The organism is Halorubellus litoreus (assembly GCF_055378595.1).
Window position 1 is genome coordinate 204,727 of record NZ_AP043834.1, and the last position, 20,088, is coordinate 224,814.

Below are 20,088 nucleotides of genomic sequence, written 5' to 3' on the forward strand. Positions count from 1 at the left end.
GAACGCGCCTACCGTTCATCGCGCGCCGGAGGACAGGCCCGACCACCGGAGTACTCGGCGGACAGAGGACGAGAAGGAGGACGAGAGCCCCGCAATCGCGCGAGCGTGACGGTGCGGAACGGAAGGACGAGGCGGGCTACTGGATGGTCGAGTCGAATGGTATCACGGTGACGTCACCACCGCTCGGGTGACCCGGGGGAGACCGAACGGTACCCTCACGTGATGGTCGGGTCGGTCGCCTGCGCGCGGTCGATCGCGCGACGAACCTGCTCGCACGTCTCGTCGAGGCTCCCGGAGTTGTCGACCACGACGTGGTCGGTCTGGATGGGGTCGAACTTGTCGCGGTAGTGCTCGTAGATGGAGACGTCGGCGTCGCTCGCGTCCCCCTCGCGTTGGCGGATGCGTCGCTTGACGACGGCGTCGTCGGCTTCGACCTTCAGGACGACCGTTTCGACGCCGTGCTCGCGGGCGACGGCGTACGCGGGCGTCCGGAAGTCGCGTTCGCGGAACGTGCCGTCGAGGACGACGTGCTGGTCGTCGTCGAGAACGGCGTCAGCGCGCTCGACGACGGTTCGGTAGACGGTGTCGGTCTCCGCGTCGCTGTACTGGGGGTCCTCGAAGAGGTCCTTCCGGACGACGTCGGTACGGATGCGGACGGCGCCGAGGCGGTCGACGACCTCGCCGGCGACCGTGGTCTTCCCGGCCCCGGGGAGGCCACAGACTAGAACGAACATGGTGTCGGTGTCGGGGATGTTCGCGCTCGTGCGTCGGTCTGACCGGTCTGCGAGTGTGCCCGTGGCGCCCGTTCCGGAGTCATCTGACAGCGGACAGTCGCCGCTTGGTCACAATAAAGGTGTAGAATCGTTCGCGCTCGACGGCCAGTTTAGGACACGTTCGTGTATATTCGAGTCGAGTGGTCGGGTCCAGTGACGTCGTTCGCGTCAGTCGGTGGCAACGGCGACGCCGCGGACGAGCGGCGCGACCGGGGGGACGCCGTCGTGTCGTTCGACGGTGACGACGTCGAGACCGGGATGTGCGCGATAGGCGCCTTCCAGGTCGCGGTCGAGGTGGCAGCCCGCGGCGAGTCGCGTCCACACGGGGTCTATCGTGGTCTGGATGCGGCCCTGGAGGCCGTCGGCGGCGACGTGCTCGAAGAACCGGAACTGGCCGCCGGGCCGGAGGACGCGCGCGACCTCGTCCAGGGCGGCGTCGAGGTCCGGGATGGTGCAGCCGACGAGCGCGGACAGGACGACGTCGAAGCTGTCGTCGGGGTACGGGAGGGATTCGCCGACGGCGCAGGCGACGGTCGCGTCGAGTCCGTGCTCGTCGGCGGACTTGCGAGCGCGCGAGAGCATGTTCTTGTCTGGGTCGAGGAGGTGGACGTCGAGGGTGTCGCCGTTCCGGCGGGCGGCGTCGCGGGCGGCGACGAGGAACGGGACGGTCGCGCCGGTGCCGGCGCCGAGGTCGAGGACGCGGCCGGTGAGCCCGTTCGTGAGGTACCGCCGGTGTGGGGCGAGCACGGTCGCCTCCGCCAGTGCGGTCGCCGGGTCGTATATCGCGGCGAAGAAGGGGTTGTCGTGGGCCGCCATGAGTCCAGGTTCGTGCCATGGCGACATGAACGCGGTGCTTCTGCGAGCGCTGGTGCTGTCGTACTGGTGTTCGAAAAGTCAATCAAGTGCGGAGGGGACCGGGCTGGGACCGTTGGGCGGCGTCAGGCGGAGGCCGATTCGGTCTGTTCGACGTACTGGTCCTCCCAGTCGCGGCGGTCCTCGAGTTCGCGGCGGCCGCGTCGGGTGAGCGTGTAGTAGTTCGTGCGGCGGTCGAGTTCGCCCTTCTCGACGAGGCCCTTGTCGACGAGGGTGTCGAGGTTCGGGTAGAGCCGACCGTGGTGGATCTCCGATTCGTAGTACTTCTCGAGTTCTTCCTTGATCGCGAGGCCGTGTGGTTCGTCGAGGCCGGCGATGGTGTACAGCAGGTCCCTCTGGAATCCGGTCAGGTCGTGCATGTGGTAGTTTCTGGGGTCCAGTTGGTTTGAGTGTTTTGACCTGTCGCCGCCAGTTGGCCATGGTAATCAGCAATCTTTACCGGGTATACCCTTCTTATCAAAGGCCTGTTACGGTTGCGTTCGGGTTGTCCGTGGAACGCACCGACTCCGCGTTCTTGTTATCTGGATGTCACCACGGTTTCAGTGAACGACGGCCCGGACCGCAACGGGCGGGATGCGACGCGACGAGTCCGACACCACCGGCCCAGCCCAAGGGCTTATGCGCGCCCGTCCGATACGTCACACAAGTACTACGTCGGGCGATTGGGGAACCCACAATGACAGGGACGAGCGCGGACGCTGACGGCGCTGGACGACGAGTCGGACAGGTCGTCGTGGTCGTCGGGTGCGCACTGGCGCTCGTCCTCGCCGGCGCCATCGCGCCGTCCGTCGGGTCCCCGTTCGAGGACGGTCCGGCGGTGAACGCGTCGACCTTCGCGAACGGCGACGTTGCGAAGGCGCTTCAGAACGGGAGCGGAGGCTCGACGCCGGAGAACGCGAGCGATGCGGCCAGCGATGCGGCGAGTCAGGGGGCGTCGTCGCCGCCGAACGTCGTCGGCTCCCCGAAGAACTACCAGGTCGGTGGCGCGCAGTCGCTCGCGAACTTCAGTCGCCAGTCCGGCGGCATCCAGTTCGTCGTGCAGGCGCCGTCGAACTCGTACTATCGCGTCGGCGCGTACCAGTCGTTCGACGGGTTCGGGTGGTCGCGCGACGACGCGCGCACGTCGTTCTCGGGGGCGGTCCCGGGCACGACCCCGCCGGGAGACCGCATCACTGCGCGAGTGACGCTGAACACGTCGGCGTACGCGGTGCCGGTGCCGTGGAAGCCGACGAGCGTCGAGGGGCCGACGCCGCTATCGGTCCGCGACACCGGCGGTATCGTGCCGCGAGAGTCGCTGTCCGCGAACCAGTCGTTCACGGTGACGGCGGTGCGGCCGACGCGCGACGCGTCGGTGCTCTCGGACTCCGGCTACGATTATCCGTCCGCTATCGAACGCACGTACCTGGACGTGGACGACAACGTCTCGGACCGCGTCGTCGACCTCGCGGACGAGGTGACGGCGGACGCGACGAATCCGTACGCGGAGGCGAAGGCCATCGAGGCGTGGTTGGAGGCGAACAAGGACTACTCGTTGAACGCGACGACGGACCCGAGTCGGCCGGTGACGCGCCAGTTCCTCTTCGAGATGGACGCGGGGTACTGTCAGTACTTCGCGTCGAGCATGGCGGTGATGCTCCGGTCGCAGGGCATCCCGGCGCGGTACGTCGTCGGGTACGCGCCGGGGACCGAGATCGGCGAGGAGACGTACGCCGTGACGGGGTCGAAGGCGCACGCGTGGGTGGAGGCGTACTTCGAGGGCGTCGGGTGGGTTCGGTTCGATCCGACGCCGGCGGCGGGACGCGAGGCGGCGGATTCCGCGGTCGCGAACGAGTCCGCGGTCCGGGAGTCGTTCGCCGAGTCGGAGCTGAGCGAGTCGGTGAACGCGTCCTCGTTCGAGCCGTCGGGGAACGGATCGACTGCAGGCGGATCGGGCGGGAACGGAACGGACGGTGGGTCGACGAACGGCACCGATGGCTCGGATGGTGACGGGAGCGGTGGTGACGGTGACGGGTCGGGCGACGGGTCGCCCTCGGAGACGGATGGCCCGCGGTCGGTGAACGTCTCGCTGAATCGGTCCGCTGCGCCGGGTATCGACGTGACGGTGACGGTGACCCGGGACGGTGAGCCGGTGTCGTTCGCGACGGTGTTCTTCAACGGCGAGTACGTCGGGACGACGGATTACGACGGCGAGGTCGTCGGGACGGTGCCGTACGCGCGGAACCTGACGGTGCGCGTCGAGAACGTGAACGAATCGGTGCGCGCGGCGAGTGGCGGGGCGGCGACAGGAGCGAGGGACTCGGTCCCGGGACCGCCCAGCGGCGGGCGGGCGCAGTCGGTGCGGTTCGACGTGGATGCGGTTTCAGCGAGCGCGTTCGCGAGCGGTGTCGCCGGGAGCGACGTGGCGAGTTCGGCGAGGAGACCGGGTGACGACCCCGGGACGCCGGACAACGATACGGCGACGCGCGAGTTCTCGCTGTCGGCGGACATGACGTTCGCGTTGGCGGACGAACCGACGCTGGGGGCGACGGTGTGGATGCAGGTGAGTATCGAGGGACGGCCGGTGGCGGACGCGACGGTGCGTCGCGACGGCGAGCGCGTCGGGGTGACCAACGAGTCGGGGTGGGTGCGGCTCTCGTTGCCGGCGGACGCGAGCGAGGTGACGGTGGCGGCCGAGCGCGGCGCGGTGTCGGATTCGGCGGTCGTGGAGCTGGTGACGACGGCGTCGGTGACCGCTGCCGGCAGTGCGGTTCCGGGCGGTGACCTGCGCGTGACGGCGATCTACGACGGCGCGGCGCTGGGGAACGCGACGGTCCGCCTGGACGGCGAGCGCGTCGCGCGGACGGACGCGGCGGGGATGGCGACCGTGGCGGTGCCGACGGACGCGTCCGGGACGGTGACGGTCCGCGTGGAGCGCGGCGTCGTCTCGGGGGCGGCGACGAAGGACGTGGTGACGAACGCGACGCTGTCGTTCGAGGACCCGCTGTCGCCGGGCGAGGACGTCGTTGCGGCGGTGCGGGCGGCCGAGGAGTCGGTCGCGGGGGCGACGGTGCGCGTCGACGGGCGCGCGATGGGGGAGACGGACCGGTCGGGGCTCGTCGAACTGTCGGTGCCGGCGAACGCGACGGGGAACGTGACGGTGTCGGCGACCCTGGGGTCGCTGTCGACGACCGAGGACGTGGACCTGTTCGAGCCGAACGTGTCGACGACGCCCGCGTACCTGGTGGCGCTCCCGGGGACGCCGATGTCTGTGAACGTGACGGACGCTGGGGCGCCGGTGGCGGACGCGACGGTTCGCGTGGTCCGTGGCGCGAACGCGACGCTCGCGGACGCCGAGGGCGCGAACGCGACGACGACCGGCGCGGACGGGCGGGCGGAGGTGCGGCTCCCGATGGGGAACGCGGCGACGGTGCTGGCGTCGACGATGGGTGCGTCGGGAGCGGCGCGCCTCGACTGGTTGTTCCTGAACGCGTTCGGCGTGCTCGCGGTTGGCGTGCTCGCGGTCGTGGTCGTCGTCGGGTCGGTCTTCGAGCGGAGTCGCGCGGCGCGGGCGGTGCGTGCACTACGGCGGTACGCGAGCGCGGCGGTGGCTGCGGCGATGAACGCGCTGTTCGCGATAGCGGACCGCGTGGACGCGTTCGTCGCGTGGTTGCCGTCGCTCCCGGCGGTCGTTCGGGACGCAGTGGAGCGGCTGGTGGCGTCGCCGGCGCGGGCGCTCGCTGCGGCGTGGCGTCGCGTCGTCGCGTGGGTGACGGGCGTGCTCGCAGCGGTCGTCGCGGCGCTCCGCGGGTTGCGCGGTGACGCGACGCGGGATTCGGTCGGGTCGCCGGGTGCGGGCGGGGTGTCGAGAACTGGAGGAGCCGACGGGTCGACGCCGCGGTCGCTCGTCGAGGCGTGGCTGGTGCTGGTGTCGCTCGTGTCGCCGTCGCGGCTCAGCAAGCGAACGCCAGCGGAGATCGGTCGGTTGGCGCTGGAGCGTGGGCTGCCCGACGAGCCGGTGCGGACGTTGACGGACGCGTACGAGCGAGCGGTGTACGGGCCGTCGGGCGCGAGCGACGAGGACGTCGAGCGGGCGCGGTCGGCGGCCGAATCGCTCGAGTCGACGGCTGGCGTGGACGGCGGTGCTGTCGGCGACGCTGCTGTCGACGGCGACGGGACCGCCGGCGGGGATGGCACTGGTGGGGAGGATGCGGCCGATGACGGGTTCGGCGACGAGGGGGTGGGGGCGTGAGCCTCCGCAGTCCGTCGGTCCGCGAGGTCGTCGGCGCGGTCGGCGCGGTCGCGTTCGCGGTTGCGCTGGTGGCGGCGTTCGCGCCCGACCTCCTCCCGGCGTCGGTGACGGCTGCCGCGAACGAGGTCGAGTCGGCGGTCGAACCGTGGGTCGTCGTCCTCGTGTTGTCGCTCGTGGTGTTCGCGTACGCCGTCTATCGGTTCTGGCGGTCGGACGACGGGACCGTCGAGCGGCTGGTTCGCGACGACGACGATGCGACGGCCGACCTGGACGCGGTGACGGTGGACTTCGACCCGGAGCGGCCCGGGCGGGCGTTCGACTACGCGGTGGCGCGAACGGTCGCGCAACTGGAGGCGGACCCGAACGCGGACGCGTGGGAGGCCGACCGGGTCCGCGAGGACCTGGAGACCGCGGCGGTCGCGGTACGCGCTGCTCGTGGCGTCGCGCCGAACGCGGCGCGCGCCGAGGTGGAGTCGGGGACGTGGACCGACGACCGCGTCGCGGCGTCGTTCCTCGGTGGCCCGGAGGCGCCGGGGGTGTCGCTGTGGCGGCGGGTGTACGCGTGGCTGTATCCGGCGCGTGCGTTCCGCCGGCGCGTCGAGCGCGTCGTCGACGTCATCGAGCGGCAGGCGGAGGGTTCGGCGGTCGACGAGGCCGACCGGACGGACGAGGGCTCGGACCGTGGCGAGTCGCGGGCGGCGAGTGACGGCGACAACGAAGGGGGACGCGACGGAAGCAACGAGCGCGACGGCGACCGGGGTCGCGACGGCGCTCGTTCGACGGACGGGTCGGAGGTGGCGTCGTGAGCGAGAGTCGCCACGAGCCGCGGTGGCGGACGGCGGTGGCGCCGGCGGCGCTCCTGGTCGCGGTGGCGTTGTGGACGGGCGACCGCGTGCTGTTCGTCGCGGCGGCGCTCCCGCTCGGGTACCTGGCGTACGGGGCGCTGTCGTCGGTCCCGGACGTCTCGCGGGCGGTACGCGTCGAGCGGTCGCTGTCGTCGGACACGCCGTTCCCCGGCGAGCACGTGACGGTGACGGTCGCGGTGACGAACGAGAGCGACCGCGCGCTCCCGGACCTGAGGCTCGTGGACGACGTCCCCGGTGGCGTCGAGGCGGTGTCCGGGAGTCCGGAAGCGGTGTTCGGGTTGCGTCCGGGGGAGACCCACGAGGTGACGTACGAGCTGGTCGCGCAGCGGGGCGCGCACGAGTTCGGCGACGTGTCGCTTCGAGCCCGGAGCCTGAGCGCCGCGGCGGTGTCGAGCGCGGACGTGACGCCGTCTGGTGATTCGGGGATGTTCTGTCGCGTGCACGTCGAGGACGCGCCGGTTCGGGACCAGACGATGCAGTTCGTCGGGTCCATCCCGACGCAGACGGGTGGGGCGGGTATCGAGTTCCATTCGACGCGGAACTACCGGCGCGGCGACCCGATGAACCGCATCGACTGGCGGCGGCTCGCGAAGACCGGCGAGCTGACGACCATCGACTACCGCGTGCAGGAGGCCGCCAGGGTGATGGTCGTGGTGGACGCCCGCGAGTCGGTCGCGGTGTCCTGCGGGCCGGAGTACCCGAGTTCGCGCGAACTGTCGTCGTACGCGGCGGAGCTCCTCACTGGCGTGTTGCTCGACGAGGGCCACGAGGTCGGTATCGGCGTGTTCGGGCTCTCGTTGCCTGGGACGCGCGGCGCCGGGTCGCCGTCGGTCCTGGAGCCGTCGGGCGGGGATTCGTTCCGCGCGCACGTGTCGGCGGTGTGTTCGGCGGTCGCGGAGGGCGACCCGTCGGTCGCTGCGGCCGCGGCGTCGACTCGCGGGGGCGGGAGCGACCGACGGTCGTCGCCGAGCGAGTCGCCGGCTGCGGACGACGGGCGGGCGTCGGTGGCGGCGTCGGCGTCCCCGGACGGCGGGGTCGACGACGCGGACGCGGCGACGCGACGGCTGCGCGCGTACCTCGACCGCCACACGCAGGTGCTGTTCGTGACGCCGGCGCTCGACGAGTTCCCGGTGACGGTGGCGGAGACGCTCGCGGGGCACGGGCACGCGGTGACCGTGGTGTCGCCGGACGTGACGGACGGGGAGACGCTCGGTGGACGCGTGACGCGGGTGACGCGGACGGAGCGCGTGCGTCGCCTCCGGGAGACCGGCGCGCACGTCGTGGACTGGTCGCTCTCGGATCCGCTGCCGTTGGCGCTCGCACCGGCGTTCAGGGAGGTGCGGTAGATGGCGGGCGACGACCGCATGCCGAGTTCGGTCGCCGGGGCGGCGGGGTCGGGGCGTCGGCTGGTGACGGAGGCGGTGGCGGCGACGGCGGTGAGCGGCGCGGTCGTGCTCGGGACGACGGCGAGCGTCGTGCTGGCGGTCGGGTGGGCGCTCGGCGTCCTCGAGCTGGCGGTCGTCGGGCTGGCTGCGGGGGCGTCGCTCGCGGTGGCGTCGACGCTCTGTAACAGGGATTCGCCGCTGTGGATGGCGGCGGGGAGCGTCGGCGTCGCGGTCGGCGTCGTCGCGACGGCGTACGCGCTCTCGCGCCCGCTATCGGACCCGAGCGTGCCGTTGACCGTGGGGCCCGCCGTCTTCGCGGTCGGCGCGCTCGTCGCTGGTCTGGGGGCGACCGCGGCGATACCGGGGTCGCTCGGTGACGGGCAGTGGGCGCGGACGGTCGCGCAGGCCGCGGCGGCGACGGGCCTCCCGGGCGTGGTCGTCGTCGTCGCGGCCGTCGGCGCGGTCGGTGGTGGCGGCGAAGCGGTGGACGCGGTCGGGTCGGCGCTCGGGGAGGGCACGACGGCGCTCCTCGCGCCGCAGGGGCCGAACGCGAACGTCGGCGGGTTCCTCGCGCTCGCGGGCTCGGCGGCGCTCTCGGTCGCGGTGGCGCTCCGGACGCTCCCGGTCGTGAACCTCGTCGGGAGAGCGCAACGGGGTGCGGTCGCGCGGCGCGTCGGTCGTGCGCGCTCGTGGCTCGTTCGCGGTGGCGTCACCGCGCTGTTCCTCGCGGTGGTACTGACGGCGTGGCCGGCGGACGCGCTCCACGACGTGCTCGCGGACGTTGGCGTCGAGGGCGTGCTCGCCGCGGTCGTCGACGTCCCGTTCCTGCGTCGGGCGCTCGCGGTCCTGGCGCTGGGTGCGCTCTCGGCGTCGGCGGTCGCGGTCGGTGTGCGTCGCGTCGCGAACGTCGACGGCCGGGGCGTCCTCCGGCTCCTGGCGACGACGACGCCCGGCGGTGCCGTCCTGCTCGCGGTCGGCGTCCTCCGACCGGAGCTGGTGCTGTCCCGGCTTCGAATCGGGCCGATATCGGGGATGGTCGACGCCGGCGTCGAGATGCTGGGCGTGGAGGCGCTGGCGCTCGCGGTCCTCATCGCGCTCGTGCTGGGGACGACGACGGCGTTGAGTGCGTTGACGACGGCGGCCGGGTTCGGGTTCATCCCGAATCGGACGGCCGCGCCGAGCGTCGCCGCCGGTGGCGTGCTCCTCGTCGCGATCGCGGCGGGCGTCTGGGACGGCGAGTACGCGCTCGCGACGTTCGCGGCGGTCGTCGCCTCGATGGTCGTGTGGGACGTCGGGAACTACGGCGTCGACGTGACGGCGGAGTTGGACGGGACGACGTCGCGCGTCGTGGAGGTCCTGCACGCCGCGGGGAGTGCGACCGTCGGCGCTCTCCTGGTAGGCGGGGCGTTCGTCGCGCTGTGGGCGTCGAGCCGGCTCGCCGCCGGTGGCGGTATCGACGGCCCTGGCCTCCTGGGATTGGCGTTACTGGTGGTCGCGACGCTCGGGCTGATGAGCACGCTCCGCGGGTGACCGCCAGCACCGACGAGAAGGAATCCATTTACTAACGTTTTATTACCTATTGATACGTTCGACGTACGTTCAGAATATACCTGTATCAGCCACGTAATAAACACCCGTACTGCTAAACGCGAACAGTTGTGGTAGTAGTAGCCTAGCATGGTGTAGAGGAAGGTAACCGTGGCAACACAGCTGGAAGCGTCGACGAGGGGAACAGAGCCGGAGCCGGCACCACGCCTGAGTCCGAACGACATCCACAACGTCCTCCGGAACGAACGTCGCACGCTCGCGCTGGAGGAGCTACGGAGCGGCAACGCGCCCGTAACGTTGCGTTCGCTGAGCGAGACGATCGCGGAAGCCGAGACCGGCGAGTCGCCGCCGCCACGAGGCGCGCGAGACAGCGTGTACGCGTCGCTCCACCAGACGCACCTCCCGATGCTCGAACGACACGACATCGTCGAGTACGAGCGACAGGGCAAGGAGATACGGCTCGCAGAGCGCGCTCGCGACCTCGACCCGTACCTGAACGTGACGACCGCACGCGGCGGATCCTGGCAGTTCCGGTACATGGTCATCGGCGTCGTCGGCATCGCGACCGTCGGCCTCGCCGCCGCGAACGCGCCGTTACTGTCGGTCGTCGCCGGACCGATCTGGGCGACGGCGTTCCTCGCGCTCTTCGCCGCCGAGATCGTGCTCCAGTACGGCCAGCAGGAGCTCGGTCGACGCTCGAAGCAACGCGTCGTCCCGAACTGGCTCCCATCGTTCGCCAACCGGACGTCGGGTCGCGACGACCGCGAGAACGCCGCGCCGGCCGACGACTGAGGGGCCGCCCGAACGCTTTCCTCTTCTCCAGTCCGCACCGTCCCGGGTCCCTGCCCAACAACGATAAGAGCGCACCGCCCCACCTTCCGGCCAGTAGATGGTCGCCATCAGTACGTCGAACCTCAGGAAGACCTACGGTGACGTCACCGCGCTCGCGGACCTCTCGCTGTCGATCGACGAAGGCGAACTGTTCGGCGCGCTCGGCCCGAACGGCGCCGGGAAGACGACGACGATAAAGATACTCACCGGGCAGCTCCAGCCCGATAGCGGGACGGCGTCCGTCCTCGGCCACGACCCCGTCGCCGACCCCGTGGAGACGCGCCGCCACATCGGCATCCTCCCCGAGCAGGAGTCCCCGCCCTCGTTCCTCACGCCACGCGAGTACTTCGACTTCGTCGGGACGGTGCGGGCGATTCCGGACGACGTCGTCGACGAGCGCGTCGACGCGTGGACCGAGCGGTTGTCGTTCGCGGAGAAGCTCGACACGGTCTCGACGGACCTGTCTCGCGGCCAACAGCAGAAGGTGATGATCACGCAGGCGTTCCTCCACGAGCCCGAGGTGGTGTTCATCGACGAGCCGCTCGCGAACCTCGACCCGATCGTCCAGGAGCGCGTGAAGGACTTCCTCGTCGCGTACCGGGACGCGGGGAACACGATATTCATCTCGACGCATCACATCGAGGTCGCCGAGGAGGTGTGTAGTCGCGTGGGTATCGTCTCCGGCGGGGAGCTCATCGCGGAGCGCCGGCCGAGCGAGCTCGGCGCGAACGAGTCGTTGCTCGACACGTTCCTGGAGAACGTCGGCTCGTCGACTCCAGAGATCGAGGGCCTCGCGGGGCGATGACGCGGTCGCTGAACCGGCGGTTGTTCGTCGGGATGCTCCGCGAGGAGTGGCGGATGCACGCGAACCTCTTCGGTGGGGCGCGGTTCGCGGCGTTCCCGCTGTTCGTGCTGGCGCTCGGCGCGGGCGCCGTGTGGTTGCTGACGACGACGGCGGTCGCGACCGTCGGCACCCTGATTCTCGGCGTGCACGCGCTCGTGTTCGCGTTCGGGCTCCAGACGGGGACGACCGCGTTCCTCGGGCGGGACGCAGCCCGGAACCTGCTGGGAGACATGACGCTCCTGGTGTTCACGGCGCGGACGCTCCCGGTGTCCCAGCGTCGCCTGCTCGCGGTGTTCCTCCTGAAGGACGCGGTGTACTACTCGGGGCTGTTCATGCTCCCGATGGCGCTCTCGTTCGCGCCCGCGGTCGCCGCCGGCCAGCTCGCCGCGAGCGAGGTCGCGCTCCTCTGGGGGACCGCGACGACGACGTTCCTCCTCGGTGTGGCGGTGACGTTCGCGGGCATCTCGCTCGCGACGCGCGGCGTGTCCGGGCGCGTCGTCGCGCTCGCACTCGGCGTCGGGCTCGCCGCCGCGGTCGTCGCGGGCGTCGACCTCGTCGGGTACACGCCGTACGGCATCTACCGGGGCGCGACCGTCGTCGAGACGACGCTCGTCCTCGCCGCCATCCCGCTGCTCGCGGTGCTCGGTATCGCGGTGTACGACCCGAACTACTCGACGCCCGCGCGGACGGCGGGGGACGCGTACGGTCGCTGGCGCGACCGCTTGCCGTTCCGCGACGACGCCGTCACCGCGAAGACGCTCATCGACGTCTCCCGCTCGTCGGGCGGCCTGTTCAAGGTCGTGTTCTCGGGGAGCATCCTCCTCGCCGTCGGCGTCTTCCTCCTGGAGTTGGCGGGCGAGATCGCGTCCGTGGACCCGGCGCCGGGGGTCACGCTCGGCGCCATCCTCGGGTTGTCGGCGTTCACGACGTACAACTGGTTGACGCAGTTCGACGACCTCGACGAGTACCGGCTGTACCCGCTGGACGTCGGGGACGTCCTGACGGCGAAGCGCCGCGCGTTCCTGCTCGTGAGCGTGCCGACGGGCGTCGGGTTCTACGCGCTCGCGGTCGCGTGGCAGTCGCCGACGGTCTGGGACGCGCTCGCGGGCCTGGTCGTCCACGTCGGCCTCCAGGTGTACCTGTTCGGGGTGACGGTCTACCTCGCGGGGTTCTCGCCGAACGAGTTCCTGTTCGACACGGTGCTGTTCGCGGCGTTCACGCTCGCGGTCGCGGGGCCCGTGGTGCCGATCGTCGTCGCCGGGTTCGTCGTCAGCGCGGGGACGCCGGCGGTCCTCGCCGGCATCGCGGTCGGCGGCGTCGTGCTCGCGCTCGCTGGCGGCGTGCTGGTTCGGCGCGCGACGCCGAAGTGGGAGCGCGCGACGCGGACGTAGTCGCGGTCGGCTGATTCGGCCTGGGGGAACGACCCGTCGCGGAAGGTGTCGAACAGAAGATACTTACTGGGGTGCGTGCTGGCTCCGGACGACATGGAGCTTTCGCGTCGTCGACTCGTCGCGGCCGCGGGTGCGACCGCGGTCGGTGGCGTCGTCGTCGGGAACGCGCTCTGGGACAGTGACGTGCTCTGCCCGGAGCCGACCGCACCCACGTGGGACACCACAGGGACCGACGCGGCGGGGTCGGGGTTCCCGCACGGCTACTGGGGGCCGCCGGTCGTCGACGACGACGCGGTGTACGTGACCAGGGGGTACGGCATCGTCGCCGGCGGGTCCGGGAGCGTCGCGCGCGTCGACCGCGAGACGGCCGCGGTCGAGTGGGTCGTCGAGCGCGAGCCCGCCGGCGTCGGGATGCCCGCGGTCGCCGACGACGTCGTCTACCAACCGACGGGTCGGAACGAACTGCTCGCGCTCGCGGCGAGCGACGGCGACGTGCGCTGGCGCGTGGACGCAGACGGCTACGACTACGACTCCGGGGAGAGCTTCGCACTGGACCAGCCCGTCCCCACCGACGTCGGCGTCGTCGTGCAGGCGTTCGAGGGCGCGACCGCGTCCGGGTTCGACGGCGAGCACGCGGTCGCCGGCGTCGACGCGACGGACGGGACCGTGCGGTGGACGCACTCGCTGCCGGCGCGCGCTCGCGTCGTCGGCGTCGGCGACGGCGACGTCGTTGCGGTGAGCGAGGACGGGAGCGTCGGCCGACTGGACGGCCGCACCGGCGACGCGGAGTGGCGGCTGTCGCTCGCCGCCGGCGTCACCGACGCTGCCCGAACGGTCGACGACGGCGTCGTGACGGTGCTCCTCGACGGGCACGTCCTCGGCGGTATCGACGCCGAGGCCGGTGAACTCGCCTGGCGCGAGCGCATCGCCCCGGAGCGGGTCGAGGGACTGGACGAGGACGACCCGTCGGTCCGGAGCGTCGCCGTCGCGGACGACCTGGCGCTGGCCGCGACCGCAGGCGGCGACGTCGTCGCCGTCGACCGCGGGTCAGGCGAGGAGCGATTCCGGTACGACGCCGGCGCGCCCGTGCTCGCCGCCGACGCGAACGCGACCGGCGGCGTCGCCGGTGCGCTCGACGCCCGCGGGTTCGCGCACGTCCTCGACCTCGCCGACGGCGCGCGGACGGCGCGACTCGCGACCGCCGAGGAGAACTACGGCGACACCTGCGGGCACCGAGTACGCGAGGACTTCCTCCCGCGATGGTTCCTGACGCTCCGCGACGGGAGCGCGTACGTCGCCAGTCACGGCGTGCGGCGGTACGACCTCCCGTGACCGACCCCTGGAGCCGGTCGTGACCACCCTGGGTTTACGTCTCGTGTAAACCCCTCGTGGCGAACGCGTTTCTCCGACGCTCGCGCTCCGGTCGCCGGCGTGGCTCGGCGAGCAGGAGACGTTCGCCGGCGACGAGCGCGAACGCGCGCTCGCCGCGCTGGACGCCCTGGAACGCGACGCGTTCGAGGAGTAACCGGCTGGCAACGTCTAGCTGTCGCTCGGGGGTGTCAAGCTGCTGCCGGCGGACGCGGGCAGGCACCCGCGCCGGCCGGCGAGCATGGCATCGATGGAAGTGATGGTTTGCTTCGCACGCTCTCGCGTGGCGCCACCGACGGCTACGAGCAGGGATACCTTGGTGGTGCGTGACGGTGCAACGTTTGCCAGTCGACGGCCGGAGGAGGGCTGGCGCCCCCTCGCGAAGGGGGTGGCGGTCAGTCGTCGTCGACGAAGACGTGGACGTCGTCCGCGTCGTCGACGTCGACGCCCTCGGGGAGCACGAGGACCGTACGGTCGCCGAACTCCTCGACGGTCACCGGGACGCGGTCGTCGAGGACGCCGCGAGCGGCGAGCAGCGCCTCTATCTCCTCGAGTCGCGCGAGCACCGTCGACAGGTCCTCGCGTTCGGCCGCGTCGACCGCCGACGTCGCATCACCGGACGACGCCGACCCGAAGCGCTCCGCGAGTCGCGTGACGTCGATGCCTTCGGCGTGCAGGAGCACGTCGTCCGCTTCGACCGCTGGCAGCGACGCGTCGACGGCCGCCGCGTCGTCCGCGAGCGACGTGCCGCCGGTCGTCTCCGTGTTCCCGTACACGTACTGTTCGGCGCGCTCGCTCACCCACGGCGGCGCCTGCCACTCGCCGTCCGCGTACAGCGTCTGCTCGATGGCGTCCTGGTTCGCCCACACGAACGCCGCGTACTTGTCCTTGTACGCGTCGAGCGCCGGCCCGTTCTCGTGCCCGACCACGACGTGTAGCGGGTCGTAGCCCTCGACGACGTCGTCGACGACCGCCTCCGTCGGGTGCGCGCGCACCTCGAACGCGTCCGTCGTGCACGCCGCACCCGTGACCGGCTCGAGCGCACCGGTCGTCGCCTGGACGAGCGCAGCGTCCGCGTCCCCCTCGATAGCGTGGAACAGGCGTTTCGCGCCACCGTCGACCGGCGTCTCCGGGGCCGCGATCGTGACCGCACCCGAGTCGAGTACCGCCGCCGGCTGCGCGTACTCCGGCGTCAGTTCGACGCGCTCGGCCGGGAGCGACAGCGCGTCGTAGAGCTTCGCGGGCTGACCGACGAGCCGGATCGGGACGTCGAGCGAGAACCGGCTCGCGGCCGCGGCGAGCAAGCGCGCGAGGTGGACGCCGGTGAGGCTGCCCGCGGTCAGGAGCGTCGTGTCGTCGTCGAGAGCGCGAGCGAGCGTCGTCTCGAGGGTGTCGTGGAGTCGGCGTTCGTAGTCGTCGGCGGTCGCGACGTTCACGACCATCGCCTCGACGTCCACGGGCAGCGAGTCCGGGAGCGCCGGATACCCCGCGGTCTGCGTCCGCGTGAAGTCGCCGGTGACGAGGAGGTGTCTGGCGACGCCGTCGTCGCGGAACTGGACGACGAACCCCGCCGCACCCGGGGCGTGACCCGCCGGTATCGGGTGCACGCGGACGGCGTCGTCGCCGAGGAGCGTCCGCCAGCCCGTCACGGGTTCGAGCGCGTCGAGTGCCGCCGAGACGTCCCCCGTCGCCCTGTCGTTTCGTTCGTTCTCACTCAGCGAATCCTCGAGAACCGCCGCGGTCGGTGCCGACGCGAGCACCGGTGCACCGTCGACGACGTTCTCGCCGAGAGACCGGAAATGGTCGAGGTGAGCGTGGGTGACGAGCACGCCAGCCAGGTGTTCGTCGTCACCCATCAGCGCCGAAACGTCCACCCCATGCCCCGAGTCCACGAGTACGCACGCGGTCTGCTCGTCGAGCACGCCCTCGAACTTCAGGAGCACAGACTCGTTTCCGGTCCGATGGTTCGCGCGTTGAAATCGGACCTCCATGGTTTCGACCTTGAAAGCGAAGGCAATAGAGTTAACCCAAAGCGATGGTGATGCCTCGAAACCCTTCCGAGGGGCGATTACCGAACTGGTCATCGGAGCTATCGGCGTCCGTTCACCCAAATACGGGTAACTGGTCGCAACCGACGCGGTCGCGGATCGTCCCCGGAACGCGGTGGTTGTCGTTCGGTGACGCGTTGGTCGTGGATACCGACGGAAGGAAGCGGTTTCATCACACCAATCGATGGCTACACGGGTGGTCGAGCGTGAACCGTCCACGCCGTATTTTTCCACGTGGAACGTACGTCTTGCCGGTGATTCCACCATGAGTTCACAGAACAACCCATTCGAGGAGTTAGAGCGGCTGTTCGAGCGGATGAGTCGACAGTTCGAGGAGGCGTCGCGGTCGTGGCGAGGCGGCGCGCCGTTCGCGTCCTGGGAGGGAGCGGACGAGTCGATGGCGTTGGACCTCGTCGAGCACGACGACGAGTACGTCGTCACGGTCGACCTGCCGGGGTTCGAGCGCGAGGACGTGGACGTTCGCGTGACCGAGAGCACGCTGAAGATTGCGGCCGAGCGCGAGCAGGCGGTCGACGAGGAGGACGGCGAGTTCATCCGGCACGAGCGCGGGCATCGGCGTGCGTCGCGCTCGGTGCGGCTCCCCGACGAGGTGGACGCGAACGCGGTGTCCGCGAAGATGCGGAACGGCGTGCTGACGGTGACGGTTCCGCGCATGGAGGTGGAGGATTCGACGCGTATCGAGATAGAGGAGGCCTGAGCGTCCCCGGGTTCGCTGGCGAATCCTCTTTGTCTCGGGGCGCGAACGTGGAGGAGAGAACCATGGTCGAGTCGATACTACTGGCGGTCGACGAGGACGCGGTCGAGCGGGACGTGGTCGCGCACACGAGAGCACTCGCCGAGCACCTGTCGGCGTCCGTCTACGTCCTGCACGTCGTCGACGTCACGGAGTTGGAGACGGCGCCGGAGAGCGAGGTGGCGCGCGAGGACGCGGCCGAGTTCGTCGCCGATGTCGCGTCGACGTTCGAGGAGGCGGGCGTCCCGGTCGAGACGGCGGTGCGGACGGCGAAGCCGTGGGAAGCGATCGTGGCGTGCGCGACGGACGTCGACGCCGACCTCGTGGTGATGGGGACGCACGGCCGGACGGGGATCGAGCACTTCGAGCTCGGGAGCGTCGCGGAGGCGGTCGTCCGGGATTCGACCGTGCCGGTGTTGACGGTGCCGGTCCACGAGAACGCCACGGTGTCGTTCCCGTACGAGCGCGTGCTCGTCGCGACCGACGGGAGTCCGGAGGCGCTCGCGGCGGCGCGCGTGGCGGTGTCTCTCGCGGCACGATGCGACGCTGACGTGCACGTCCTCTCGGTCGTGGAGACGGCGGCGCTCGGGTTGGACGTTCGGTCGGAGATACTCGAGGCAGAGCAGCGGGGGCCGGCCGCGGACGCCGTGACCGACGTCCACGCGCTCGCGTCGGAGGCGGGGGTGGACGTGACGACGACGGTGACGGCTGGCGTTCCACGGGCGGAGATAGAGGCGTACGTGACGTCGAACGACGTCGACATGGTCGCGATGGGGACGCACGGACGGAGTGGGGTGGCGAAGTACCTCCTGGGGAACGTCGCCGAGCGGACGCTACGGACGTCGACGGTACCGGTGTTGACGGCGGGTGATGTCGACGGTACCGGTGTTGACGGCGGGTGACGGCGAGGCGGGTGGCGGTGAGGCCGAGGCCGGCGGGGACTGAGTCGGGTCGGTCGCGTGCGCTCTCGGGGTCGGTCCTGTCAGGCGCCGCCGAAGTCGTCGGTGAGGTGGAACTTCCAGGCGTCGTGACCGGACTTGCACTCGGGGTTGTCGGCGATGTGGTCGACGAAGGCGGCGCCGGGGTCCTCGAGGGTGTCGTCGCAGAACGGGCAGTTGTACTCCGTGGTCCAGTTGGCGGTGGGCGTTCCGACGGACATGTGATACGGATGGCGCGCATCCCCCTTCAAACCCGCCTAGTAAGTAATAGGAGACCTTGCATGTCCTAATATACCACTCGTATGTCGTTGCCGAGGCAGGTCGCGCGTTCAAAGCCGGATTTGAGGTTACGGGAGTCCTACATGTACGGCACTCGTGGTCTCGAGTGCAATGCGAACCCTGCCCTCCAGCGCACGACCTCGTGCGCGCCGGTACGGTCGCTGTATCGAACGCGAGCGGAGGTGGTCGACGTGAGTCGACACCCCGCCCGCGAAACCATCGCGTTCGCGGTCGCACTGGCGGCCATCGCCGCGCTCGGCGGCGTCGCCGCCGCGAACGTCGCCGCCGGTGCACCGGCCAGCGACGGCATCGGGAGCACCGCCGACGTCGGCGACGACGCGCCGCCGAACGCGACCATCGAGTACGACGGCGACCGACTCGTCGTCGAGCAGACCGGGAGCGCCGCCATCTCGGGGACGACGACGCTCGAGAACGGCTCGCAGGTGACGCTCCGGATCAAGTCCACCGACTCCGAGAACCCGTTCCTCCGGCAGGCGGTCGCGCGCGTCGGCGAGGACGGGTCGTTCGACGCCGAGGTCGACTTCGCGGAGATAGACCGCGGCACCGAGTTCGAGGTGTCCGTGCGGTACAACGGAACCGAGCTCGCCAGCGCGCCCGGTGTCGTCGGAGCGTGCGCGCCGTCGTGTGGGCCCGGTGACGCCGAGTTCGAGCAGAACGTCTACCAGAAGCCCGCCGGCGAACGCGTCGAGATCGTGGTTCGGTTGACCGACCGCGACAGTGCGACGCTCGTGTTCGGGTCCGAAGCGACGAACGTCCGCATCCCCGTCACGTTCACGGACGGGAACGACGACGGGGTCGTGACGCTGGTCCTCGAAACGACCGTCGACAGCGAGTCCGACGCGGGCGTGTCCGCATCGGCGGACGGGGACTCGGTCACGGTTCACCAGGACCTCGACCGCCCGGAGTCGCTGGACCCGGGCGAGTACCCGATGGCGCTCTACCTCGACGGCGCCAGTGCGGGGACCGAGGCGGACGTCGGCACGGTCATCCTCCGGGAGGCGTCCGACGCGCCGCCGACGACGCGCGGCGGGGACGCGGGAACGACCGCGGTCGGCACCATCTACGGGTCGGCGACGACGAGCACGCCCCCCGGTGACGGCAGTGGCGTCTCGGTGACGACGGTCGGTGCGCTCGCGGTCGGTGGCGTGCTGGCGATACTCGGTATCGTCGCGCTCGTCGGCGACTTCGACTGACGGACGTCGGTCCGAGCGCTGCTGGCGCCCGTGGCGCCGTCAGGCGTCGTGGGTGCCTTCGACGAGTCGTTCGATGTGCTCGGGCGGGACGGCGCCGCGTGCGGCGTAGCCGTCGTACGCGAACGTCGGCACGCCCGTGACGCCCGCCTGCTGGGCGGCGCGGAACTGCTCCTCGAGTTCGGCGCGGAGCGCGTCGTCGTCGAGCGCGGCCCGGATCTCGTCGGGGTCGACGCCGGCGTCCGCGGCGAGGTCGACGAGCACGCTCTCGTCGCCGATGTCGCGGCCGTCCTGCCAGAGCGCGTCCAGGAGCGCCTCGTCGAACGCGGGCCACGTCTCGTAGTCGTCGTGGCCTTTCACGTAGTACGACGCGACCTGCGCGTCGAGCGAGTCGACGTCCGTCGCGAGGTCGAGGTCCATCTCGACGTCGTACTTCTCCTGGAGCCGTCGGACGTTCTCCTTCGCTTGCTCGAAGTAGTCGTCGTCCTTCCCGGTGTCGACGGAGTGGTCTATCTCGCCGTCGGGGCCGCGCTGGCCGCTCCGGAGGTCGAACGGCCGCCAGTCGATCTCGAGCGACTCGTCGCGCGTCGCCTGGTACTGGCGGAGGCTCTCCCGACCCAGGTAACAGAACGGGCAGACGTAGTCCGAGTACACGGTCACGACGGTCGAGGCGGGCGCCTCGTCGACGGAGGGGTCTGTCATGCGAGAGCGTTCGCGGCGAGGACTGATAACGACCGGGACGCCGGGGACG

At 70.9% G+C, this 20,088-nt stretch carries 18 protein-coding genes; 11 read left to right on the forward strand and 7 right to left on the reverse strand.

The genetic code is table 11. The features are described 5' to 3' along the window. Positions 1-215 precede the first annotated feature (215 nt). The 3 genes from ACZ48X_RS00890 to ACZ48X_RS00900 form a co-directional block, all read right to left on the reverse strand. On the reverse strand, positions 216-734 hold the full coding sequence (locus ACZ48X_RS00890; RefSeq protein WP_464379800.1) for a P-loop nucleotide/nucleoside kinase family protein: 519 nt from the start codon (positions 732-734) through the stop codon (positions 216-218). A gap of 207 nt (positions 735-941) precedes the next feature. After that, positions 942-1,589 carry a class I SAM-dependent methyltransferase gene (locus tag ACZ48X_RS00895; protein WP_336351461.1) on the reverse strand — a complete coding sequence of 216 codons (648 nt, stop codon included), beginning with the start codon at positions 1,587-1,589 and terminating at the stop codon, positions 942-944. 122 nt (positions 1,590-1,711) lie between these two features. After that, positions 1,712-2,005 carry a PadR family transcriptional regulator gene (locus ACZ48X_RS00900; RefSeq protein WP_336351460.1) on the reverse strand — a complete coding sequence of 98 codons (294 nt, stop codon included), beginning with the start codon at positions 2,003-2,005 and terminating at the stop codon, positions 1,712-1,714. A gap of 317 nt (positions 2,006-2,322) precedes the next feature. Here ACZ48X_RS00900 and ACZ48X_RS00905 point away from each other — a divergent pair, with 317 nt between their 5' ends. The 8 genes from ACZ48X_RS00905 (at position 2,323) to ACZ48X_RS00940 (ending at position 14,071) form a co-directional block, all read left to right on the forward strand. After that, positions 2,323-5,874, forward strand: a complete 3,552-nt coding sequence (locus ACZ48X_RS00905) for a transglutaminase TgpA family protein (protein WP_336351459.1) — start codon at positions 2,323-2,325, stop codon at positions 5,872-5,874. Next, positions 5,871-6,680, forward strand: a complete 810-nt coding sequence (locus tag ACZ48X_RS00910; RefSeq protein WP_336351458.1) for a DUF7269 family protein — start codon at positions 5,871-5,873, stop codon at positions 6,678-6,680. Before ACZ48X_RS00905 ends, ACZ48X_RS00910 begins: the two co-directional genes overlap by 4 nt. Next, on the forward strand, positions 6,677-8,086 hold the full coding sequence (locus ACZ48X_RS00915; protein ID WP_336351457.1) for a DUF58 domain-containing protein: 1,410 nt from the start codon (positions 6,677-6,679) through the stop codon (positions 8,084-8,086). Before ACZ48X_RS00910 ends, ACZ48X_RS00915 begins: the two co-directional genes overlap by 4 nt. Further along, positions 8,087-9,655: a hypothetical protein gene (locus ACZ48X_RS00920; RefSeq protein WP_336351456.1), complete on the forward strand. Its 1,569-nt coding sequence runs from the start codon at positions 8,087-8,089 to the stop codon at positions 9,653-9,655. A gap of 168 nt (positions 9,656-9,823) precedes the next feature. Then, entirely contained in the window at positions 9,824-10,465 is a 642-nt protein-coding gene (locus tag ACZ48X_RS00925) for a DUF7344 domain-containing protein (RefSeq protein WP_336351455.1), read from the forward strand. A 97-nt stretch (positions 10,466-10,562) separates the two neighbouring features. Then, the gene (locus tag ACZ48X_RS00930; protein ID WP_336351454.1) at positions 10,563-11,309 is read left to right on the forward strand and encodes an ABC transporter ATP-binding protein; all 747 of its coding nucleotides are present in this window, start codon (positions 10,563-10,565) and stop codon (positions 11,307-11,309) included. Continuing rightward, positions 11,306-12,739, forward strand: coding sequence for a hypothetical protein (locus ACZ48X_RS00935; RefSeq protein WP_336351453.1), 1,434 nt, complete (start codon positions 11,306-11,308; stop codon positions 12,737-12,739). Before ACZ48X_RS00930 ends, ACZ48X_RS00935 begins: the two co-directional genes overlap by 4 nt. 93 nt (positions 12,740-12,832) lie before the next feature. Then, positions 12,833-14,071, forward strand: coding sequence for an outer membrane protein assembly factor BamB family protein (locus ACZ48X_RS00940; RefSeq protein ID WP_336351452.1), 1,239 nt, complete (start codon positions 12,833-12,835; stop codon positions 14,069-14,071). A 34-nt stretch (positions 14,072-14,105) separates the two neighbouring features. On the opposite strand, the gene ACZ48X_RS00945 is transcribed toward ACZ48X_RS00940, so the two are convergent. Together ACZ48X_RS00945 and ACZ48X_RS00950 are read right to left on the reverse strand one after the other, a co-directional pair. Further along, positions 14,106-14,330 (reverse strand): hypothetical protein, encoded by a 225-nt coding sequence (locus ACZ48X_RS00945; RefSeq protein ID WP_336351451.1) that lies wholly within the window; start codon positions 14,328-14,330, stop codon positions 14,106-14,108. Positions 14,331-14,502: 172 nt separating this feature from the next. Further along, entirely contained in the window at positions 14,503-16,050 is a 1,548-nt protein-coding gene (locus ACZ48X_RS00950; protein WP_336351450.1) for an MBL fold metallo-hydrolase, read from the reverse strand. Positions 16,051-16,420: 370 nt separating this feature from the next. Between ACZ48X_RS00950 and ACZ48X_RS00955 the strand changes: the two genes are divergently transcribed. After that, complete coding sequence (locus tag ACZ48X_RS00955; RefSeq protein WP_336351449.1) at positions 16,421-16,873, forward strand: Hsp20/alpha crystallin family protein; 453 nt, start codon at positions 16,421-16,423, stop codon at positions 16,871-16,873. A gap of 62 nt (positions 16,874-16,935) precedes the next feature. Beyond that, positions 16,936-17,811, forward strand: coding sequence for a universal stress protein (locus ACZ48X_RS00960; RefSeq protein ID WP_336351448.1), 876 nt, complete (start codon positions 16,936-16,938; stop codon positions 17,809-17,811). An 80-nt stretch (positions 17,812-17,891) separates the two neighbouring features. Here the strand turns inward: ACZ48X_RS00960 and ACZ48X_RS00965 are convergent, their stop codons facing one another. Then, positions 17,892-18,068, reverse strand: a complete 177-nt coding sequence (locus ACZ48X_RS00965; protein ID WP_227133000.1) for a DUF7501 family protein — start codon at positions 18,066-18,068, stop codon at positions 17,892-17,894. Positions 18,069-18,317: 249 nt separating this feature from the next. Between ACZ48X_RS00965 and ACZ48X_RS00970 the strand changes: the two genes are divergently transcribed. After that, positions 18,318-19,340, forward strand: coding sequence for a BGTF surface domain-containing protein (locus tag ACZ48X_RS00970; protein ID WP_336351447.1), 1,023 nt, complete (start codon positions 18,318-18,320; stop codon positions 19,338-19,340). A 39-nt stretch (positions 19,341-19,379) separates the two neighbouring features. On the opposite strand, the gene ACZ48X_RS00975 is transcribed toward ACZ48X_RS00970, so the two are convergent. Beyond that, on the reverse strand, positions 19,380-20,039 hold the full coding sequence (locus ACZ48X_RS00975) for a DsbA family oxidoreductase (RefSeq protein ID WP_336351446.1): 660 nt from the start codon (positions 20,037-20,039) through the stop codon (positions 19,380-19,382). Positions 20,040-20,088: the final 49 nt, after the last annotated feature.